The following is a 19,287-nucleotide window of genomic DNA, read 5'->3' as shown; positions in this document are numbered from 1 at the left end:
ATGACCCACCCGACACCCCCGACACCACGGACCCCCGGCGACGGGCCGGACGGCCCGGTAGCCGTCATCGGCCTCGGCTACGTGGGCCTGACCCTGGCGGTGAGCCTCGCCCGGGCCGGTGTGCCCGTCGTCGGCGTGGAAGCCGAACCGGGCACCCGGGCGGCGCTGCGGGCCGGCACACCCGTCCTCTTCGAACCCGGCGTCGCCGAGCTGCTCCGTGGCCTGCCGCCGGACCGGCTGACCGTGACCGGCACGTTGGAGGGGGTCACGCCGTCCGCGGTCGTCATCTGCGTCGGCACCCCGCTCGACGCCGGCACCGGCCGGCCGGACCTGCGCCACTTCACCCACGCCGCCGACACCGCCGCCGCGGCCGCCACCGCAGACACCCTCGTCGTGGTGCGCAGCACCGTCCCGGTCGGGACGACCCGCCGCGTCCTGCTGCCCCGCCTGCGCGCGCGGGTCGCCGAACCGTTGCTGGCCTTCTGCCCCGAACGCACCATCCAGGGCCGCGCGCTGGCCGAACTCGCCGGTCTCCCGCAGGTTGTCGGCGGACTGGACGACCGCTCCGCCGACCGGGCCCGGCGACTGTTCGCCCGGCTCACCCCCGACCAGGTGGTCACCGCCGACCTGGAGACCGCCGAACTGGTCAAGCTGGCCTGCAACGCCCACACCGACCTGCTGTACGGGTTCGGCAACGAGCTGGCGATGATCGCCGAGGCGGTCGGCGTGGACGCCACGGAGGTCGTCGCGGCAGCGAACCTGCACTATCCCCGGCCCGACCTGGCCCGGCCGGGATTCGTCGGGGGGAGCTGCCTGACCAAGGATCCGTACCTGCTGATGTACTCGGCCGCGACGGCCGGCTACCACCCACCGCTGGTGGCCGCCGCCCGCGCCGTCAACGAGCAGGTCCCGCACCTGGTCACCGAACGCGTCCTCAAGGCCCTGGCCGCCGCCGGTCGGGCACCGGCCGACGCGAAGGTCCTGGTCTGCGGGATGGCGTACAAGGGCCGGCCGGAGACCGACGACGTCCGGGGTTCCGCCGCCACCGTCGTCGCCACCGGCCTGCGTGAGCGGGTCCGGCTGCTGGCCGGCCACGACTATCTGGTTCCCGACGACGTCACCGCCGGGCTCGGGTACACCCCGGCGACCCTCGTCGACGGTCTGACCGGCGCGGACGCGTTGGTGCTGCTGGTGGACCATCCGCGCTACCGCGCCGACCTCGACGCCGCGTTGCTGGGCCGCACCATGAACCGCCCCGCCCTGGTGGTCGACGTCTGGGGCGACCTGGCTCCGGCGCTGTCCGGGGTGGCCGACGTGGACTACCGGAGGCTCGGCCGTGGCTGACCGAATCCTGATCACCGGCGGTGCCGGGTTCGTGGGCCTGCACCTCGCCCGCCGCCTGTTGCGCGAGGGCGCGGAGGTGACCCTGCTCGACGACCTGTCCCGTGGCCGGGCCGACCGGGACCTCGCCGAGGTCCGCGCCGGGGCCCGGCTGCTCCGGCACGACCTGACCGCCCCGATCCCGCCGGATCTGCTCGTGGGCGACTTCGACGAGGTCTACCACCTCGCGGCGGTCGTCGGGGTACGGCAGAACAACGAGAACCCGTCCCTGGCGCTCAACGTCAACCTGCGCGCCGTGCTGAACCTGTTGGACTGGTGCCGGCGTCGCCCGCCGGGACGGGTCTACCTCAGTTCCACCAGCGAGGTCGCCGACGGCGCCACCCGCCTGGGCCTGGCGCCGTTCCCGGTGCCGGAGGACGTGCCCTTCGTGCTGCCCGACCCGACGTTGCCTCGGGCCTCCTACGGGCTCAGCAAGATCGTCGCCGAGACGCTGCTGCGCCAGTGCGCAGACCTGTTCCCGGTGCGCATCGGCCGCTACCACAACATCTACGGCCCCCGGATGGGCCACGACCACGTGATACCCCACTTCGTGGCGCGGGCGCTGGCCCGCCAGGACCCCTTCCCGATCTACGGCGCCGCGCAGACCCGCGCGTTCTGCCACATCGACGACGCCGTCGACGCGACCGTCGGCCTGACCCGCCTGCCCGGCACCGAGCCAGTGGTGGCCAACATCGGCAACGACACCGAGGAGATCGTCATCCGGGACCTGGCCGAGCAGGTCGTCCGGCTCGCCGGCTACGCCCCCACCTTCGAGGTCTTCGACCCCCCACCCGGCTCACCGGACCGGCGACTGCCCGACCTCGGCCGGCTGCGACGGACGACCGGGTACGCACCCCGCGTCGACCTGTCCCGAGGGCTGCGGCAGACCTTCGACTGGTACGCCGCCGCGCTCGGCGACGATCGGGGCGCCGCTCCACCTCCCCCTGTCAGGAAGCGGGCATGACGTTCGAAATCCGCGACGGCGAACTGCGGCGCGACGGGGAACCGTTCGTCGTCGCCGGTGTGGACTACCACCCGTCGGCGGCCGGCTGCCGGATCTGGACCGACTGGGACCCGGCGGCCCTGCGCCGCGACTTCCGGGCGATGGCCGGCTCGGGCCTGAACACCGTACGGCTCTTCCTGTTCTGGCGTGACTTCGAGCCGGCGGCCGGCCAGCACGACCCGGTGGTGTTCGACCGGCTGCGCACGGCTGTCGACCTTGCCGCCGAGGCGGGGCTGGCGTGTGTGCTCTCCCTGTTGACGATCTGGATGAACGGGCAACGCCTTGATCTGCCGTGGCGGCGGGGGCGCAGTCTCTGGGACGACGAGGAACTGCTCGACCGGCAGCGGGCCTACGCCCGGCGGGTGGCGGTCGCGCTGCGCGGGGCCGACAACGTCCTCGCCGTCGATCTCGGTGACGAGATCGCCAACGTCGACCCACGGGCCGCCGGACTGCCCCGGGACACCGTCGCCGCCTGGCAGACCGGGCTGGCCGAGGCGCTGCGCGAGCAACTCCCCGGGCTGCTGGTGACGCAGGCCAACGACGCCTCCGGCGTGCTCGGCGCCGCGCCGTTCGGTCCGGACAACGCCGCCGGGCTGGACTTCGTCGCGGTGCACGGCTTTCCCACCTGGGCGCCGGGGTCGATCGAGTCGACGAGTTCCTACAAGGCGACCAACCTGGTGCCGTTCCTGGTCCGCTACGCGCGGGCGTACGGGGTGCCGCTCGTCGACGAACTGGCCAGCTACGGCACCGACGAGGCCACCGCGGCGGCCTACCTGCGCGCCGCCACGGCCTCTGCCCTGGGCAACGGCGCCGCTGGTGTGCTGGCCTGGTGCTGGCAGGACATCGCCTCCACGGAGGAGCCCTACCAGCAGCGCCCCGGCGAACGCTTCGTGGGCCTGCACCGCCTCGACGGCACACCCCGACCGGCGATGACCGGGCTGCGGGAGGCGCTGCGCGCGGCGCCCCGGCTGCGTCCCGGCCCCGGCCGGGCCCCGGTCGCCCTCTACCTGCCGGAACGGGCCCGGGTTGACGGCCATTCGTACCTCGACACCGGCGTCGGGACCGTGGCCACGTTCTACGCCTACCTGCTGCTCAAACGGGCGCACCTGGACGTCGACGTCGTCGCCGGTGACCCGACCGGCTACCCGCTGGTGCTCTGCCCGTCGGTCGGCCACGTCACCCTGAGCGACCTGGACCGGCTCGGTCGCGCGGCCCGCCACGGCGCGACCGTCTACTACTCGATGGCCGACCACCTGCACGGCTTCCCGGGATCCGAACTGGCCGGCGCCGACCTGGTCGACTACACCCTGCTCGCCGCCGGGCACGACCGGATCGAGTGGGACGCCGACCGGTGGCCGATCGACTGGGCTGGCGCCGGGGTCCGGCCGTCGGTGCTGGCGGCGACCACGGGGCAGGTGCTGGGCCGGTACCCCGACGGCACCCCGGCCCTGTTGCGCAACCCGGTCGGCGCCGGTCAGGTGGTGTTCTGCGCGGCTCCGTTCGAGCGTCAACTCGATGTGCCCGGCCGGCTCACCGCCGCCGCCTGGGAGGGCCTGTACCGACGCGTCGCCGCGTTGGCGGGGATTGTCGCGGAGGTGGACTGCGCCGAGCCGGACGTGGAGATTCTGCCCGGGCGTGCGGGCGTCCCGGGCGAGGTGCTGCTGGTCAACCACGCGTCGACCGGCCGGCTCGTCCACCTGCGCTGGCGGGCCACCGGCCCACCGGTCGGCTGCCAGGTCCTCCTGGACGGCAAGGACTGGCGGCTGGTCACCCGGCCGTCCGGCCGTCCGGGGCACGACCCACCGCCGCGACCCGACCACCTGTCCTCCCACTGACTCGTCGCCGTGGACAAGGCGTACCGATTGGAGAACACATGCCCATCACGATCCCCGGTGCCGAGCGGTCCCTGACCGGGCCGGACAACGCGGTGCCCGCCTTCATGTTCGACATGCTCTCGGCCTGGGGTTTCCGGGCCATCACCCTGGCCTTCCGCACCGGCGTGCTGGCGGCCCTCGCCGAGGAGGAGCTGACCGCCGAACAGGTCGCCGGCAAGACGGGCCTCGACCCCCGCGGAACCGCGTTCCTGCTCGACTGCCTCGACTGCGTCGGCTACGTCCGCGCTACCGGCGACCGGTACGTGGTCACCGACACGACCCGGGAGCTGCTGCCGATGATCTCCGTCGGCATCCCGTACTTCGAGAAGATCGTCTTCACCGACTGGGCGAACCTGGAGGGCCGGCTGCGCGGCGAGCTCACCCTGCCGTTCGGGCCCGACCAGCCGCGTACGCCGCGCTGGTTGGCCAAGGAGTGGCGGGTCTTCCAGGACGGCATGGTCGCCCTCACCAACATGAACGTCGACGAAATCCTGGAGCGGGTGCCGGTGCCGGACCCGTCCGGGCACCTGCTGGACCTCGGCGGCGGCTACGGCCTCTACAGCATCGCGCTCTGCCGCCGGTACCCGCAGCTACGCGCGACCGTCTTCGAGATCCCGGAGATGCGGCGGCTCGCCGAGCGGGCCATCGCCGAGAACGGCATGACCGACCGGATCGACTTCCGGGCCGGCGACTTCTTCACCGACGACCTGGGCAGCACGTCGATGGCGCTGCTGTTCAACGTCATCCACTCCAAGAGCGCAGCCCAGAACCGGGAACTGGTCGCCCGGACCGCCGCCGCCCTGCGGCCCGGCGGGTCGCTGGTGCTCCTCGACCAGTTCCCCGCGCCGGAACTGGGCCCGATCGGGCGCAGCTTCGGCGCCATGATGGCGTTGAGCATGTTCAACAGTGTCGGGCAGCAGACGTACCCGCTCGACGAGGTGCGCGACTGGCTGACCGACGCCGGGCTGGTCGAGGTGGAGTTCCAGCCGGTGCGCAGTGCTCCGGGCAACGGGCTGTTCCTCGCCCGTAAGCCCGGCCGGTAGGGGCCGGCGTGTCCACGCCCGTGCCGGCGACCGCGGCGACGACGCCCGAGACGGTGGTCACGCGGGTCAGCCTGGTGCCCGACGGCCACCGCGACTTCGACCTCCCGCTGGCGCACGCGACCCGGTTCCACCGGCTGTCCCGGGCCTGCCTGGAACAGCTGGTCGAACTGGGTTTCCCGCACGCCTCGGACGCCGACGGCCTGCTGTTCGACCGCTACGACCTGCGCAACGCGGCGCTGCTGCTGGGGGTACGGTCACCGCAGCGGGCGACGTACGAGGCGATGGCGGCGGCCCTGCGCGCCGGCGGGGCCGAAGCGGCGGTACGGCGCACGGTCGTGGTCCGCGCCTACTGCCCGGACCGGGACGGCTGCGCCGGCTGCGCCTTCGTCCTCGACCCCGCGGTGACCTCCGCGCCGCAGGCCGTGGCGGTCCGCCGCCCCGAGGCGTCCCGGTTCGAGGTGGACATCCTGCTCGTCCCGGCTGCCGGGGAGGGGCCGGAGTTCACAAGCGAGCAGCGGCGGCTTCTCGATGAGGCGGCGCGGCTGCGTTTCCACCTGCTGCCGCCGGGACTCACCGCCGACCTCGGTTTCCTGCGGGAGACCGGCCTGGCCGACTGCACCCTCGCCGTGCGCCACCTGGTGTCCCGCGGAGGTGAACTCGGCGTGTCGGTCCGGCCGGCCACCGGCCTGTGCCTGTCGCGTCCCTTCGCCAACCGGCACCACTGGCTGGAGCTGTGCGACCCCGAGGGTCGGTGGTGGCCGGCCGATCCGTTCTTCCTCCGCGCCCTGGTCGACTGGGGACTGCTCGCCGCCGCCGACTGGCCCGCCCACCGAAGCCCCACCAACGCGTACTGGCGGGTCGACCTGCCCATGGACGTCCCGATGCTGCGCCACCTGGGTGCGGGCGGATCCGCCGGCGGGTCGTCGCCGGAGCGGTTGGGGCCGGCGTACTTCCTCGTCCAGTGAGACCGGCGGTCCGGTCGTCCGCGCACCACCAGCACCCGACCAGGCAGAGACCACCAGCACCCGGACAGGGGGAGAACATGGTTGTTGTCGGTACCGAGGCTGAGCCCCTGCGCGCCCTGGTGGGACGGCACCTCGGCTTCAGCGACTGGATGTCGGTCGATCAGGAGCAGGTGGACCGCTTCGCCGCGGCCACCGGTGACCAGCAGTGGATCCATGTGGACCCGAAGCGGGCGGCCGACGGTCCGTTCGGCGGAACGGTCGTCCACGGTTTCCTCATCCTCGCGCTGACCTCCCGGGTCCTGGAACAGGTGCTGGTCTGCGAGGGCGTACGCCTCAAGGTCAACTACGGTTGCGACCGGATACGCTTCCTGACCCCCGTGCCGGTCGGCTCCCGGATCCGGGCCGGTGTCACGCTGCGCGGCGTCCAACCGATCCGAGACGGCGTCCAGCTGGCCCTGCTCCTGACCTACCAGGTGGAAGGAACGCGGGTGCCGGCCTGCGTCGCGCAGGTGCTGGTGCACAACTACGCGTGAGCGGCGCCGGCACGGTGACGGCCCCGGCCGCCTCGGCTGCCGGGGCCGTCACCGCATGGGGCGTCAGGACCGGGGCGCCGCCCCGTCCTGCCGTCCGGCGACGAGACCGGCGAGGTCGTCGATGGTCTCCAGGTTCAGCCAGTCCACGTGACCGACCAGCGGCAGGCCGACCTCGTCCTCCAGCCGCATCAACAGCTCCAGGATCCTGGCCGAGGTCAGGCCGAGCCCCATGAAGATTCTGGTGTCGCCGGAGAGCGACGCCGGGTCGCGGCCGGTCATCTCGGCCAGCAGCCGGACGATGGTCGCACCGGTCGTGGCGGCGGATGGTGAGGTCATGGCGTGCTCCGTCCAGTCGGTGAGGGATGGCGCGGTCGGGCCGAAGCCCGGGAACGTGGGGGTGCCGGCGCGTGGGGCCGACGCTCACCGCACCCGCAGGCAGCGCAGCAGCGTCTCGGCGGCCAGGACGGCGTCGTCGTCGGACATCCGGCTGTGCAGGGGCAGGGACAGCAGGCGGGGTGCCACCGCCTCGGTGACCGTCAGCGCCGAACGACCCGCGCCCGTGCTGTCCCGATAGGCCGACAGGTGGTGCACCGGGGGATAGTGCACCGAGGTCTGGACACCGGCGGCGGCGAGATCCTCGCGCACCGCGCCCCGGTCGGTCCCCTCGGGCAGCACGACCGGCATCAGGTGCAGCGCCGAGTCGCCGGTCCGTCCGGCGAACGGCAGTACCAGCTCGGGCGCCGCGGCGAGCACCTCCCGATAGGTGGCGACCAGCGCCCGGCGCCGGGCACGGTCCAGCGGCAGTCTGCCCAACTGGACGCGACCCAACGCGGCGGCGACCTCCGTCGGCCGGTAGTTCAGCCCGAGGCCCGCCACGTCGTAGCTGGCGTCGCCCGAGCTGAGCCGGTCCCAGGTGGACGCCGTCAGGTGGTGCGAGCGGGCCAGCCGGATCCGTTCGCGCACCGCGCGATCCCGAGCGACCACCATCCCGCCCTCGCCACTGGTGACGTTCTTCGTGGCGAAGAAGCTGAAACAGCCGATGTCACCGTACGTGCCGAGCATCCGCCCGTGGTGCTCGACCACCGGGGCGTGCGCGGCGTCCTCCACCAGGACCACGCCGTGCCGGTCGGTGACCGCCCGCAACGCGGCCAGGTCCGCCGGGTATCCGGCGTAGTGCATCGCGACCACCGCCCGGGTTCGCTCGGTGACCAGCCCTGTCACGTCCCCGGGATCCACCGTGAGGTCGTCGGGGGCGCGCACGTCGGCGAGGACCGGTGTCGCACCGGCCAGCGCCACCACCGCGGCGGAGGCCACGAAGGTCAGGGCCGGCATGATCACCTCGTCGCCGGGTCTCAGGTCGAGAGCCATCATCGCCAGATGCAGGGCCGCCGTGCCGCTGCTGACCGCGACCGCGTCGTCGGTGCCGAGCCGGTCGGCGAACTCACGCTCGAAGGCGGCGGTCTGCGCGCCGGCCGACAACCAGCGCGAGCGCAGCACCTCGGTGACCGCTTCGATCTCCTGCTCGTCGACGGTGTTGTCGGCCAGGGTCACCCGCCAACGTCGGGCGGTCGGTGCGCTCATCGGTGTGGATCCTTCCTCGACGTGGGCGGAAGACCGGTGGCCCGGTTCACCGTGGCGGCGCGGGCGTCGTGGCCGGACCGGGCGTGGACGCGTAGCCCGACTCGTAGGCGTCGAGAACGCGATCCCAGCCGAACGACCGCTCGGCCCGTCGCCGTCCCGCCGCGCCGAGCCGACGCCGTCGGACGTCGTCGCCGAGCAGCTCGATCAGCCCGGCGGCAAGGGGCACCGGACCAGGCGGTACCACCAGACCGTCCACGCCATGACGTACCACCTCGTACGCGCCGGTGAACGCGCCGCTGACCACCGGCCGGCCGCACGTCCAGGCCTCGACGAAGACCAGCGGGAACACGTCCGCGACGGTGGGCAGGCAGAGCAGCTCGCAGGCGGCGACCGCGTCGTGTTTGGTCTGCTCGTCGACCGTGCCCAGGTCGTGCAGGCGCGGATCGGCGTAGGTGGCGAAGTGCCCGGCCGCCTCCGGATCGACGTCCGGGCCGACGAAGACGAACCGGGTGGTGGGCAACTGCCGCCACACCAGGGCCATCGCCTCGAGCAGCGTCCGGTACCCCTTGCTGGCCGTGCGACGCCCGACGAACAGCACGAACGGACCGTCGATCCCGTACCGGCGTCGGAAACGTCGGGCGTCCACCGGCCCGGCGAGATCCGAGGCGGACGGCAGACGCCGGATCCGAGTGGCCGCCACCCCCAGGTCGCGCAGGGCGGCCACCTCCGCGGCGGTCAGGGCGAACACCAGGTCGGCGGCCCGGCAGACCTCACCGGCCCGACCCGGGTCGGGCCACGCCTGCGGCGCCGAGCAGGGGGTCAGGACCAGCCGGGCGCCGTAGCGACGAGCCAGCCGCACGGCCTCGACTGGTCCGTCGGGGCGGGCCAGGTCGAAGGCGTGCACCACCGAGGGGGCGAACCCCGCCCGGTCCCGGCACAGCTGCTCGACGTCGGTGTAGAGCGGCACGCCGGCCGTACGCAGGCTCGCCACGGTGTCCGGATGCGCGGCGCCGACCAGCGCCGTCACCCGGCGCGACCGGGCGGCCAGGCCCTGTGTCGCGCGCACCGCCATCCGTTCCGCTCCCGCCTGCGTACCCCCGTAGCCGGTGAAGACCACGAGGACGTCGCCCGCCCCGCCGGTCACGTCCACATCTCGATCGTGGAGCTGCCGGGCACGGGCTCGTCGAGGACGAACACGTCCAACTCCGGGCGGGGCCGGTCCGCGGCCCCCTTGGACGGCGCCGACCCCAGGTACCGGTCCGGATCCGAGAGGAAGTCGGCGCGGGCCTGCTCGTAGCGCGCCGGTGTGCCCACGTCGTGCCAGGACTCGTGGAAGGCGTAGCCGTTGACCGGTACCCCCGCGTCGGCCAGTGCGTTGATGAGGGTCGGCATGTCGGTCGGGGTCCCACTCGGGATGTAGGACCGGACACCCGGGTCCGCGACGTAGATCCCGCAGCACACGTTCCACTCGAAGGTCGGCTTCTCGTGCACCCGTCGGATCCGGTCACCGTCGGCGCGCAGCAGTCCGACCCCGGTGGAGACCCAGTAACGCTGGAACGCCACGGTCAACCCGCCGTCACCGGCCACGTGCCGCCGGTACAGCTCCCCGAAGTCGATCGAGGTGAGCAGGTCGCCGTTCATCACCACGGCGGGTTCCGTCCAGTCCGGGACGAGCAGCAGCGGGGCGGCGGTGCCCATCGGGCGATCGTCGACGCAGTAGTCCACCCGCAGGCCGAGCTGGGATCCGTCGCCGAACGCGGACCGGATCATCGAACCCAGGTGCGAGATGCACAGCGTCGCCCGGGTGAAGCCGCAGGCACGCAGCCGGCGCAGGCTGATCTCCAGCAGGGAGTGCTCTCCCAACGGCATCAGCGCCTTCGGGCGGTTGCTGGTGTGCGGCATCAGGCGGGTGCCCCGCCCCCCCACCAGCAGGATCGCGTGCATCGCATCAGCCTCCCGTTCCTCGGACGACGGCCCGGCACGCCCGAGGACGTGGCCCTGCCGTACAGCCGCCTCTCACGCCCGGACCGCCGCCCGCAGCTCGGTCTCCAACTGGGCGAACGTGGGAGCCAACTTGCGCATCGTCGCCGCCGCGCTGGCGTAGTCCCCGGCCACCAGCGGGTACTCCATCGACCCGATCAGCCGGGCCTGCTGGTCCAGCACCTCCGCCACCCGGGGGTAGCCGTACCGGGCCAGCACCACGGCGGCGTCGTTGCGGCGTCGTGCCCCCACGCACACCATGAAGTCGGCCAGATGGAAGAAGAGGTACGTGCTCAGGCCGCCGTCGAGCACCTTCGCCGCACCCTCGGCGGCCTCCGCCGAGGCGTCCGGGGCCACCAGGTCGGCGGCGATCGGCAGCAGTCGGCGGATCGCCTCGGCGGTGTCCACCTCGCGCACCCGCCGGAAACCGGTCCGCAGGTTGAAGTCGGGAACAGTGTAGGCAAGCGTCTCGGTGTGCCAGGCCGCGAGCAGCTTCTCCAGCGGGAGCACGGTGTACGGGTGCGCGCGCGGGTCATGGACCACCACGTTCTCCCCGTCGAAGCCGACGACCACCAGGTAGTGGTCGGCGCCGATGGGCTGGCCCAGCCCGGGATGGTGCGGCAGCAGGCCCATCTCCACCGGACCGGCCACCGCGCGGTGCCGGTCGTCCACCTTCTCCAGCGCCCGGACCACCTCGTCCGGGGATCCCCCGGTCTGCTCGCACGTCCAGCCGAGCAGGTCGAGCGTGCTGTTGATGCCCTTCTCGGGGTTCCAGCCGATCGGGGCGAAGAACGGACGACCGTCGTGGTGCAGGTACATGCCGAAGGCCGATCCGGTCAGCACCTCGACCACGGTCTCACCGGGCCCCTCGTCGCCGAAGGCCATCTGGAGGGAATCGGAGAAGCAGCCGTGCGTCTCTCCGGAGAACTGAACGGGCATCGGGGCCAACTCCTGTCTCAGGGATGGGCGCCCGGCGTCGCAGACGCGCCGTCGGGCGGTGGTCCGGGACCGTCGGTGGTGAGGCCGGCGGTGACGAGATAGCTGCGGGGAAGGTTCGGGAACACCGCCGGTGCCGCGCGCTGCGGCCAGCGACCGTAGTTGGCCCCGGCCGCGCCGGGCTCGGTGACCTCCACGGCCTCCCAGCCGTTGCGCCGCAGGAACTCCGCCGGGGCGTCCGTGCCGAACTGCCACGGGCTGCCGGCCCGCGCCAGCTTGTCGAGGAACGGTCGCATGTAGCGCAGCCGGAAGATCCCCGTGCCGATCAGGTCCACCGCGATCCGGCTGCCCGGCGCGGACAACCGGGCCGCCTGGCGCACCACCGCGGCGGCCAGCGGGGCCGGCAGGTAGAACAGCAGCCCTTCGGCGAACCACACGGTCCGTGCCGCCGGGTCGAACCCGGCGTCCAGCAGCGCCGGCCCCCACTCACCGGTCAGGTCGGCCGCCACGGTCCGGCACTCGCAGCGGGGCACGTCGGCGACCCGGGAGAGCCGGTCCCTCTTGTACGTCAGCACGCCGGCCTGATCCACCTCGAACAGCACGGTTCCCGGCGGCCAGTCCAGCCGGTACGCCCGGGTGTCCAGCCCCGCGCCGAGCCCTACCACCTGGCAGCCCTCCGTCACGCCGCCGCGCAGGAAGTCGTCGAACCACCGGGTACGGATGGGCAGCACCGGGTTGCCGTCGGAGGCGGCCCGCTCGGTGTGGAAGTGCCGTAGCAACGCCGGTCCGTCGTCGCCGGCGAGCAGGGCGGCGAACCTGTCGTCGAAGAGGCGGTCCGGCCGCGCCGTCTCCCGCGCCCGTGCCGCGGCGGTCCACCGGGCGGTCCGGGCCACACCGGACAGGTCGACGCCCGTACCAGCGACCTCAACACTCATGTCGCTGAGTCTTTCCATCGCCCTCGCCGGGGAACAGCTCTCCGTGCGGGCGTACCCATGCGGCCAGCACCAGCGTCGCCCCAACCGGCCGGGTCTCGGCATGGTCGCCACCGTCCTGCCCGGTTAACCTGGGCCGGTACGGCCGGCGACAACGAGGGTGGCGGCGTGGACGAACCTGCTCGCGGCGGGGGATGGGCCGCGCTCGCGGCGTGGACCGGCGTGGAGTTGGTCCGGGCGCTACCCGGCGGGCATCGCAACGAGGTGATGCTGGCCGAGCGGGCGGGGAGGCCGCTGGTGGTCCGCCGGTCCACCCGCCCCCGCGCCGCCCTGGAGTGGGAGTTGGACCTGCTGGAGCACGTGCGCGACTGCGGGGTGGCGGCCCCGGCGCTGGTGCCCACCGACGACGGCCGCCGGCACGTGGACGGGCTGCTGGTCAGCGAGTTCGTCCCCGGCCGGTATCCGGCCGACGTCGCCGACTGGCGGCGGGTGGCCGAGCAGCTCGCGGTGCTGCACGCGGCGACGGGCGGCTGGCCGCAGCGCCCCGGGTTCGCCGCCAGCGGGGCGCTGCTCGACGGTGACCGGGGCGGCGATGTGCGGCTGGACGCGGCGCCGGCCCCGGTGGCCCGGCTGGTGCGATCGGCCTGGCTTCCGGTGCAGCAGGGGCCGCGCTGCGTGGTGCACGGCGACGTCGGCCCCACCAACGTGCTCGTCGACGGATCCCGGGTCACCCTGCTCGACTGGGACGAGGCGCGGGTGGACGTGCCCTGGTTCGACTACGCGTTCCTACCCGACGAGGTGCCGACGCCGTGGCCGGGCGACCGGGCACAGCTGCGCGCCGCCGGCCTGGCCTGGGAGACGGCGACCTGCTGGCAGGCCGAGCCGGTGTACGCGCGCCGCCGGCTGGCCGAGCTGCACCGACATCGGCGGCGCACCGGCACCTGACCGCCGGGCCGCGCACGTTGGAAGATGCGTGCCCACCACCCCTACGTCCAGCATGGACGCGGAGCCCGGTACCACCCGTTCCGAGCGGGGCCACCGACGACCGTGGCCGGGCTCGACAAGACGCCGACCCCGGCGACGGAGGCCGACCGGACAGCGTCCGGCGACCGTGTCCCGTCGCGATCCGGGCGGACATCCGCACCCGCGGCGCTCGGGCCCGGGTGGACGAGGACCGACGCTGGAGGTGTGGTGGGCGATCACCGGAGGGATCTCCCGGTCGAGGTGCCGCTGAACGAGAGCCCGGACGCGATGGCCAGCAGCCCGGCCAACCTGCTGCGAGCACGGTGGCAGGCCGTGCGCCTGCTCCGACGCGGCGGGGCCGGTCTGGTCACCGCCCTGGTGGTGACCAACCTTCTCCTGGGTGTGCTGCCGGTGCTGTTCATCGTGGCGACCAGCATCCTGCTCGGGCGGGTCCCGGCGGCCGTCACCGGCGGTCTGGGCTCCCCCGCCTGGGACTCGCTGGTGAGCGCCTTCGTCGGAGCGGCCCTGGCGTTCGTCGCGCAACAGGTGATCACGCCCCTGCGTACCTCGCTCGGCGACCTGGCGGGCCGCCGCATCGATCAGCGGGTGCACGACGAGCTGATGGCGGCGTCGCTGTCGCCGGTGGGCGTCGCCCCGCTGGAGGACGAGGAGAACCAGGACCGGATGCGGGTGGCCGCGCTGAAACTGCAGTTCGCCGTGCAGACCCCGGGCGACGCCTGCGCCGGCCTGCTCGCCCTGCTGGCCCGGTACACCCAGCTGCTCGCGTACGCCGTCCTGATCGGCGTGGCGTTCTCCTGGCTCGCGGCGGCCGGCCTGGTCCTGTCGGTGCTGCTCGTGCGGCACAGCACCCGGGGTGGGCTGAGCCGCTATGCCGAGGCGCGGCAGCGGTTGAGCCGGGCCGAGCGCCGGGTGCACTACCTGCGGAAGCTGGCCGTGGAACCCGCCGCCGGCAAGGAGATCCGGGTGTTCGGGCTCGCCGGCTGGCTGACCGCGACGTACCGCCGGGTGTACCTGATGTGGCTGCGGCCGTTGTGGGCCTACCGCCGGCGGATCCTGCTCTGGCGGTATCTGCTCTTCGCCGGCCCGAGCCTGGTGGCGGCCGTCGCGGTGTTCGCGGCGGTGGGCGTGGCGGCCCCCGCGACGCTGACGCTCACGCAGTTCGCCCTCGTGGTGCAGGCGACGCTCGGCGCGATCGCGCTGGGCGGCTACTACGCCGAGGCGGACCTGCAGACCGCCGTCGGCATCTCCGCCTACGACGACGTACGCCGCTTCGTGGGCCGCCTGGCGGCGACCGTGCCCGCCACCGGGCCGACGCCGCTGCGCCCGCTGCCGCCGCTGCGCGGGGAGCTGCACTTCGACCGGGTGAGCTTCCACTACCCCGGCCAGGACCGCACCGTCCTCGACGAGCTCGACCTGCGGATCCCGGCCGGCAAGTGCACGGCGATCGTCGGCGTCAACGGTGCCGGCAAGACCACACTGGTCAAGCTCCTGGCCCGACTCTACGAGCCGACCGGTGGGGTGGTGCGGGCCGACGGGGTGGACATCCGTTCGTTCCCCGTCCCCGAGTGGCGTGCCGCGATCGGCGTCATCTTCCAGGACTTCCTGCGGTACGAGACCTCGGTCGCCGACAACATCGCCTTCGGGGCGGTCGACCACCGCGACGACCGGGCCGGGGTGCGGAGGGCGGTCGCGTCCGTGGGGTTGACGGAGTCCCTGGACCGGCTCCCCGCAGGCCTGGACACCCCGCTGGCCCGTCACCTCACCGGCGGGGCGGAGCTCTCCGGCGGTCAGTGGCAGCGGGTGGCGCTGGCCCGGGCGCTCTTCGCGGTGCAGCACGGCGCGTCGATCGTGGTCCTCGACGAGCCGACCGCGAACCTCGACGTACGTGCCGAGGCCCGCTTCTTCGACCAGTTCGCCGAGCTGACCCGGGGCGTCACCAGCCTGCTGATCTCCCATCGGTTCTCCACCGTCCGGCATGCCGACGTGATCGTCGTCCTGGAACACGGCCGGGTGGTCGAGCGGGGCAGCCACGAGGAGCTGATGGCGGCCGGCGGCCGGTACGCGCGGCTGTTCCGGATGCAGGCCGACCGGATGGTGGGCCCGCAGGAGAGTCCCTCGGACGACGCCGACCCGCAGGAGGTGCTCAGGTGAGCGCGACGTTCGCCGGCTGCTGGAGGATGCTCGACACGGCGTGGCGGGTGCACCGTGGCAAGACGGTCACCGCGCTCTTCTTCGTCGTGGCGGGCGCGTCGGCGGCGCCGCTGCTCGCGTGGGTGCTGGGCTGGATGACCGACGCGGTGGTCGCCGGTGACCGGGGTGTGGTGCTGGTGACCGGGCTGGTCGCCGCGGTCCTCGCGTTCGCCACCGTCACCTTCGGCCACTTCGCCCATCTCGCGTACTTCGAGCTGTCCGAACTGGCCGAACTCGACTTCGACGAGCAGCTCGTCGCGCTCTCCAACGGCTCGGTCGGGATCGCCCACCACGAGCAGGCGGCGACCAGCGACACGGTGACCGTGCTGCAACGCGAGATCCGGCAGTTCGGGCGGGGGCTGGAGGCGCTGCTCAACGGTCTCGGCCTGCTGATCGCCGTGGGCATCACGGTGGTGCTGCTCGTGCGGCTGCACCCGTTGTTGTTGCTGCTGCTGTTGGCGGCGGTGCCGTCGCTCTATCTCAGCCGGCGGGCCGAGCACCTCGTGGAGGCTGCCAAGACGGCAACCGCGGAGACCACCCGCACGGCGCTGCACCTGTTCGACCTGACCACCCAGCTGCCCGCGGCGAGCGAGCTGCGAGTGTTCGGGCTCGCCGACGAGATGCGCCGCCGGCACGCGGGACTCTGGTCGGACGTGACCGCGCGACTGTTCCGGGCCGACCTGCGTGCGGCGGCGCTGCGTACCGCCGGCCAGGTGACGTTCGCCCTGGCCTACGTCGGCTCCGTGTTGCTGCTGGTCCGCGCCGCCGTCGAAGGTCGGCGCGGCGTCGGCGACGTGATCCTGGTCGTGGTCCTCGCCGCCCAGATCAGCCAGCAGGTGACCGCCACCGTCACGCTCGTGCGCGACCTGCAACGGATGGCCGCGCTCTACGGACGGATGGCGCAGTTGCGCGCCGCCGTCTCGGACGCCGACCCCGGCGACCTTTCCCCGCCGGACCGGCTGCGGCACGGCATCTCCCTGCGCAACGTCTCGTTCAACTACCCCGGCACCGACACGGCGGTGCTGCGCGATGTCACCGTGACGCTGCCGGCCGGCAGCACGGTGGCGGTGGTGGGGGAGAACGGCGCCGGCAAGTCCACCCTGGTGAAACTGCTCTGCGGGCTCTACCGTCCGACCAGGGGCCGCATCCTGCTCGACCACGAGGACCTGCACCGGTTCCGGCCCGAGCAGTGGCGCGAGCGCATCTCCGTGGCCTTCCAGGACGCGGTGCGCTACGAGTTCCGGACCCGCCACGCCGTGGGCATGGGCGACCTGGACAGCGGCTTCGCCGACCAGCCGGTACGTGACGCGCTGCGGCTGGCGCGGGCCGACGATGTGCTGCGCCAACTGCCCGACGGGCTGGACACGGTGCTCGGCAAGGGCGGCAGTGGCGCCGAACTGTCCGGCGGGCAGTGGCAGAAGGTCGCCCTGGCCCGGGCGCTGGTGCGCCAGGCGCCGATGCTGCTGGTGCTCGACGAGCCGACGACGGCGCTGGACCCGGAGGCCGAGCTGGCCATGTTCGAGCACTACGCGGAGCAGGCGGCCCGGGTGGGCCGGCAGACCGGTGCGATCACCCTGCTGGTCTCCCACCGGTTCTCCACCGTTCGCACGGCCGACCTGATCGTCGTGGTCCGCGACGGTCGGGTCGTCGAGGCCGGCGACCACGCCACCCTCAGCGCCGGGTCCGGCCCCTACGCGGAACTGGTCGCCATCAACAGCCGGGCGTACCGGTGACCGGCCGCCCGGTTTCCCGGCGTACGGCGACGGCGTCACCCGGGTGGGTGGGGCGGCGCCGGTCACCGATCCGGTAACCCCGGGCGACCCCGGTACGGCGCCGCCCGACCTGGTGACACCCCTGAGGGCGGCCGGGGGACCGACCGTTCAGAGCACCGTGGCGACCAACTCGTTGAAGTCGATGAACCGCTTCGGCGGCAGCTCGGCCAGGATCCGCATCACCGGCGTGCCGTACTTCTCGGCCATGTAGTGGTAGTTGAGCGTGACGCCGTCCATCAACTCCTCGAAGGGCTTCTCATGCGGTACGTGCACCGCCTTGGCCTGCCGGTTGAAGACGAAACGGGCGCCGGCGCGGTGCAGTCGGTAGCCGAGGTCGAGGTCCTCGCCGCCCCAGCTGCGGAACTCCTCGTCGAAGCCACCGACGGCGCGTAGTTGGGCGGTGTCGGCGGAGACGTTGGCGGTCCAGAAGATCTGCCAGGGGGCGGGGACGCGGGTGAGGTCCTCGCCGTAGCGGTCGTAGAAGAGCTCGCGGATGTCGCGGCACTCGCGTTTGGCCTGCATCCGTTCGATGCTGCCGTCGATGTCGTCCACGTCGAGGCGTTCGGCGACCAGATCGAAGTTCGAGTCGTCGCCGGAGAAGCCGTACACATAGGCCAGCACGGCGGCCGGGCCGGGGGTGGCCTCGTGGCTGGCGACGTGTTGGTTCAGGTTGTCGGCGTGCAGCATGACGCCGCCGTCGGTGAAGACGCAGATGGGGGAGCGGGCGTCGGCGATGCCGATGTTGCGGGCTGCGGCGGCGCGGAATCCTTCGTCGGGTTGGTAGTGGTAGCGCAGGTCCAGGCGGTTCTGGAAGCTTGTGGCGACGTCTGCGGTGTCGTCGCTGGAACCGTCGTCGACGACGATCACCTCGAACTGGTCGGCGGGCATCCGTTGCCGGGTCAGTGAATCCAGGGTGTGTCGCAGCAGTGCCGAACGGTTGTAGGTCGGTATGACGACGGTGCATGTCGGCGCGTCGGACATGGCTTCTCCCTGTGGACTCGGGGCACGGTGTGCGGCGCGCCCGACGGCGCGCGACGCGTGGGACGGGTGGCGTGGTTCCGGGGTCCGACGGCCGGCTGCACTGCAGGCATCGTGGCACCGGATGGGTCATCCGGGCATCTCGGTGATTGCGCTGCCGGACATGTCCCGACCGGCTCATCCATCGAGCCCGAAGCAGTCGACCTTGGCCGGCGCACCGACCTCGTCGACCCCGGCACCGACCTCGTCGACCCCGGCTCCGGTGAGGCGTTACGGACGATCGTTCTCCGCTTGCTGCGCCGGCAGGCCGGCGACGAGTTCGTTGAAGTCGAAGTACCGCTGTATCGGCAGGTCGGCGAAGAGGTCGATGACCGGCGTCCGGTACTTCTCGGCCATGTAGCGGTGGTTGCGCGTGGTGCTCTCGCTCGCGGCGTGCCACACCTTCTCGTGCGGTATGTGCACCGCCTTGGCCTGCCGGTTGACCACGAAGTGGGTGCCGGCGCGGTGCAGTCGGTAGCCGAGGTCGAGGTCCTCGCCGCCCCAGCTGCGGAACTCCTCGTCGAAGCCACCGACGGCGCGTAGTTGGGCGGTGTCGGCGGAGACGTTGGCGGTCCAGAAGATCTGCCAGGGGGCGGGGACGCGGGTGAGGTCCTCGCCGTAGCGGTCGTAGAAGAGCTCGCGGATGTCGCGGCACTCGCGTTTGGCCTGCATCCGTTCGATGCTGCCGTCGATGTCGTCCACGTCGAGGCGTTCGGCGACCAGGTCACTGTTCTCCCCGGTGCCCGAGAAGCCGTACACATAGGCCAGCACGGCGGCCGGGCCGGGGGTGGCCTCGTGGCTGGCGACGTGTTGGTTCAGGTTGTCGGCGTGCAGCATGACGCCGTCGTCGGTGAAGACGCAGATGGGGGAGCGGGCGTCGGCGATGCCGATGTTGCGGGCTGCGGCGAGGCGGAATCCTTCGTCGGGTTGGTAGTGGTAGCGCAGGTCCAGGCGGTTCTGGAAGCTTGTGGCGACGTCTGCGGTGTCGTCGCTGGAACCGTCGTCGACGACGATCACCTCGAACTGGTCGGCGGGCATCCGTTGCCGGGTCAGTGAATCCAGGGTGTGTCGCAGCAGTGCCGAACGGTTGTAGGTCG

18 protein-coding genes are annotated in these 19,287 nt (G+C 72.8%); 10 read left to right on the top strand and 8 right to left on the bottom strand.

What is annotated here, in order from left to right:
• From E1165_RS13115 to E1165_RS13090, 6 genes are all read left to right on the top strand, one after another.
• Positions 1-1,344, top strand: coding sequence for a nucleotide sugar dehydrogenase (locus E1165_RS13115; protein ID WP_132391190.1), 1,344 nt, complete (start codon positions 1-3; stop codon positions 1,342-1,344).
• Positions 1,337-2,344, top strand: coding sequence for an NAD(P)-dependent oxidoreductase (locus E1165_RS13110; RefSeq protein ID WP_132391188.1), 1,008 nt, complete (start codon positions 1,337-1,339; stop codon positions 2,342-2,344). Before E1165_RS13115 ends, E1165_RS13110 begins: the two co-directional genes overlap by 8 nt.
• Positions 2,341-4,218: a beta-galactosidase trimerization domain-containing protein gene (locus E1165_RS13105; protein ID WP_132391186.1), complete on the top strand. Its 1,878-nt coding sequence runs from the start codon at positions 2,341-2,343 to the stop codon at positions 4,216-4,218. The genes E1165_RS13110 and E1165_RS13105 overlap by 4 nt, the downstream gene beginning before the upstream one ends.
• A gap of 38 nt (positions 4,219-4,256) precedes the next feature.
• Positions 4,257-5,300 (top strand): methyltransferase, encoded by a 1,044-nt coding sequence (locus E1165_RS13100; protein ID WP_132391184.1) that lies wholly within the window; start codon positions 4,257-4,259, stop codon positions 5,298-5,300.
• A gap of 8 nt (positions 5,301-5,308) precedes the next feature.
• The gene (locus E1165_RS13095; protein WP_132391182.1) at positions 5,309-6,265 is read left to right on the top strand and encodes a hypothetical protein; all 957 of its coding nucleotides are present in this window, start codon (positions 5,309-5,311) and stop codon (positions 6,263-6,265) included.
• 77 nt (positions 6,266-6,342) lie between these two features.
• On the top strand, positions 6,343-6,798 hold the full coding sequence (locus E1165_RS13090; protein ID WP_132391180.1) for a MaoC family dehydratase: 456 nt from the start codon (positions 6,343-6,345) through the stop codon (positions 6,796-6,798).
• 63 nt (positions 6,799-6,861) lie between these two features.
• Here the strand turns inward: E1165_RS13090 and E1165_RS13085 are convergent, their stop codons facing one another.
• The 6 genes from E1165_RS13085 to E1165_RS13060 all read right to left on the bottom strand — a co-directional run bounded on the left by E1165_RS13085 (position 6,862) and on the right by E1165_RS13060 (position 12,230).
• The gene (locus E1165_RS13085; RefSeq protein ID WP_132391178.1) at positions 6,862-7,134 is read right to left on the bottom strand and encodes an acyl carrier protein; all 273 of its coding nucleotides are present in this window, start codon (positions 7,132-7,134) and stop codon (positions 6,862-6,864) included.
• Positions 7,135-7,218: 84 nt separating this feature from the next.
• Complete coding sequence (locus tag E1165_RS13080) at positions 7,219-8,379, bottom strand: DegT/DnrJ/EryC1/StrS aminotransferase family protein (RefSeq protein WP_132391176.1); 1,161 nt, start codon at positions 8,377-8,379, stop codon at positions 7,219-7,221.
• A 46-nt stretch (positions 8,380-8,425) separates the two neighbouring features.
• On the bottom strand, positions 8,426-9,523 hold the full coding sequence (locus E1165_RS13075) for a glycosyltransferase family 4 protein (RefSeq protein WP_165945210.1): 1,098 nt from the start codon (positions 9,521-9,523) through the stop codon (positions 8,426-8,428).
• On the bottom strand, positions 9,520-10,323 hold the full coding sequence (locus E1165_RS13070; RefSeq protein ID WP_132391172.1) for a sugar phosphate nucleotidyltransferase: 804 nt from the start codon (positions 10,321-10,323) through the stop codon (positions 9,520-9,522). Before E1165_RS13070 ends, E1165_RS13075 begins: the two co-directional genes overlap by 4 nt.
• Before the next feature lie 72 nt (positions 10,324-10,395).
• Positions 10,396-11,298, bottom strand: a complete 903-nt coding sequence (locus tag E1165_RS13065; RefSeq protein WP_132391170.1) for a hypothetical protein — start codon at positions 11,296-11,298, stop codon at positions 10,396-10,398.
• 17 nt (positions 11,299-11,315) lie between these two features.
• Positions 11,316-12,230, bottom strand: a complete 915-nt coding sequence (locus E1165_RS13060; RefSeq protein WP_165945209.1) for an SAM-dependent methyltransferase — start codon at positions 12,228-12,230, stop codon at positions 11,316-11,318.
• Between E1165_RS13060 and E1165_RS30375 the strand changes: the two genes are divergently transcribed.
• From E1165_RS30375 to E1165_RS13045, 4 genes are all read left to right on the top strand, one after another.
• Positions 12,229-12,357: a hypothetical protein gene (locus tag E1165_RS30375; protein ID WP_256370669.1), complete on the top strand. Its 129-nt coding sequence runs from the start codon at positions 12,229-12,231 to the stop codon at positions 12,355-12,357. The two genes, E1165_RS13060 and E1165_RS30375, sit on opposite strands and share 2 nt — an antisense overlap.
• Before the next feature lie 38 nt (positions 12,358-12,395).
• A complete protein-coding gene (locus E1165_RS13055) occupies positions 12,396-13,172 on the top strand; it encodes a phosphotransferase (RefSeq protein WP_165945208.1) in 777 nt (258 codons plus the stop codon).
• A 246-nt stretch (positions 13,173-13,418) separates the two neighbouring features.
• Positions 13,419-15,362: an ABC transporter ATP-binding protein gene (locus E1165_RS13050; RefSeq protein WP_243704736.1), complete on the top strand. Its 1,944-nt coding sequence runs from the start codon at positions 13,419-13,421 to the stop codon at positions 15,360-15,362.
• Positions 15,359-17,134: an ABC transporter ATP-binding protein gene (locus E1165_RS13045; protein WP_243704735.1), complete on the top strand. Its 1,776-nt coding sequence runs from the start codon at positions 15,359-15,361 to the stop codon at positions 17,132-17,134. Before E1165_RS13050 ends, E1165_RS13045 begins: the two co-directional genes overlap by 4 nt.
• A gap of 147 nt (positions 17,135-17,281) precedes the next feature.
• Here the strand turns inward: E1165_RS13045 and E1165_RS13040 are convergent, their stop codons facing one another.
• Both E1165_RS13040 and E1165_RS13035 read right to left on the bottom strand, forming a co-directional pair.
• Positions 17,282-18,154: a glycosyltransferase gene (locus E1165_RS13040; protein WP_132391164.1), complete on the bottom strand. Its 873-nt coding sequence runs from the start codon at positions 18,152-18,154 to the stop codon at positions 17,282-17,284.
• A gap of 267 nt (positions 18,155-18,421) precedes the next feature.
• Positions 18,422-19,287, bottom strand: an 866-nt coding sequence (locus E1165_RS13035; protein ID WP_132391162.1) for a glycosyltransferase, incomplete at its 5' end; no start/stop codon positions are given.

The organism is Micromonospora sp. KC723 (assembly GCF_004348595.1).
GTDB lineage: Bacteria > Actinomycetota > Actinomycetes > Mycobacteriales > Micromonosporaceae > Micromonospora.
The sequence above is the reverse complement of the archived record's forward strand: the minus strand, read 5'-3'. Positions and strand labels throughout refer to the sequence as shown.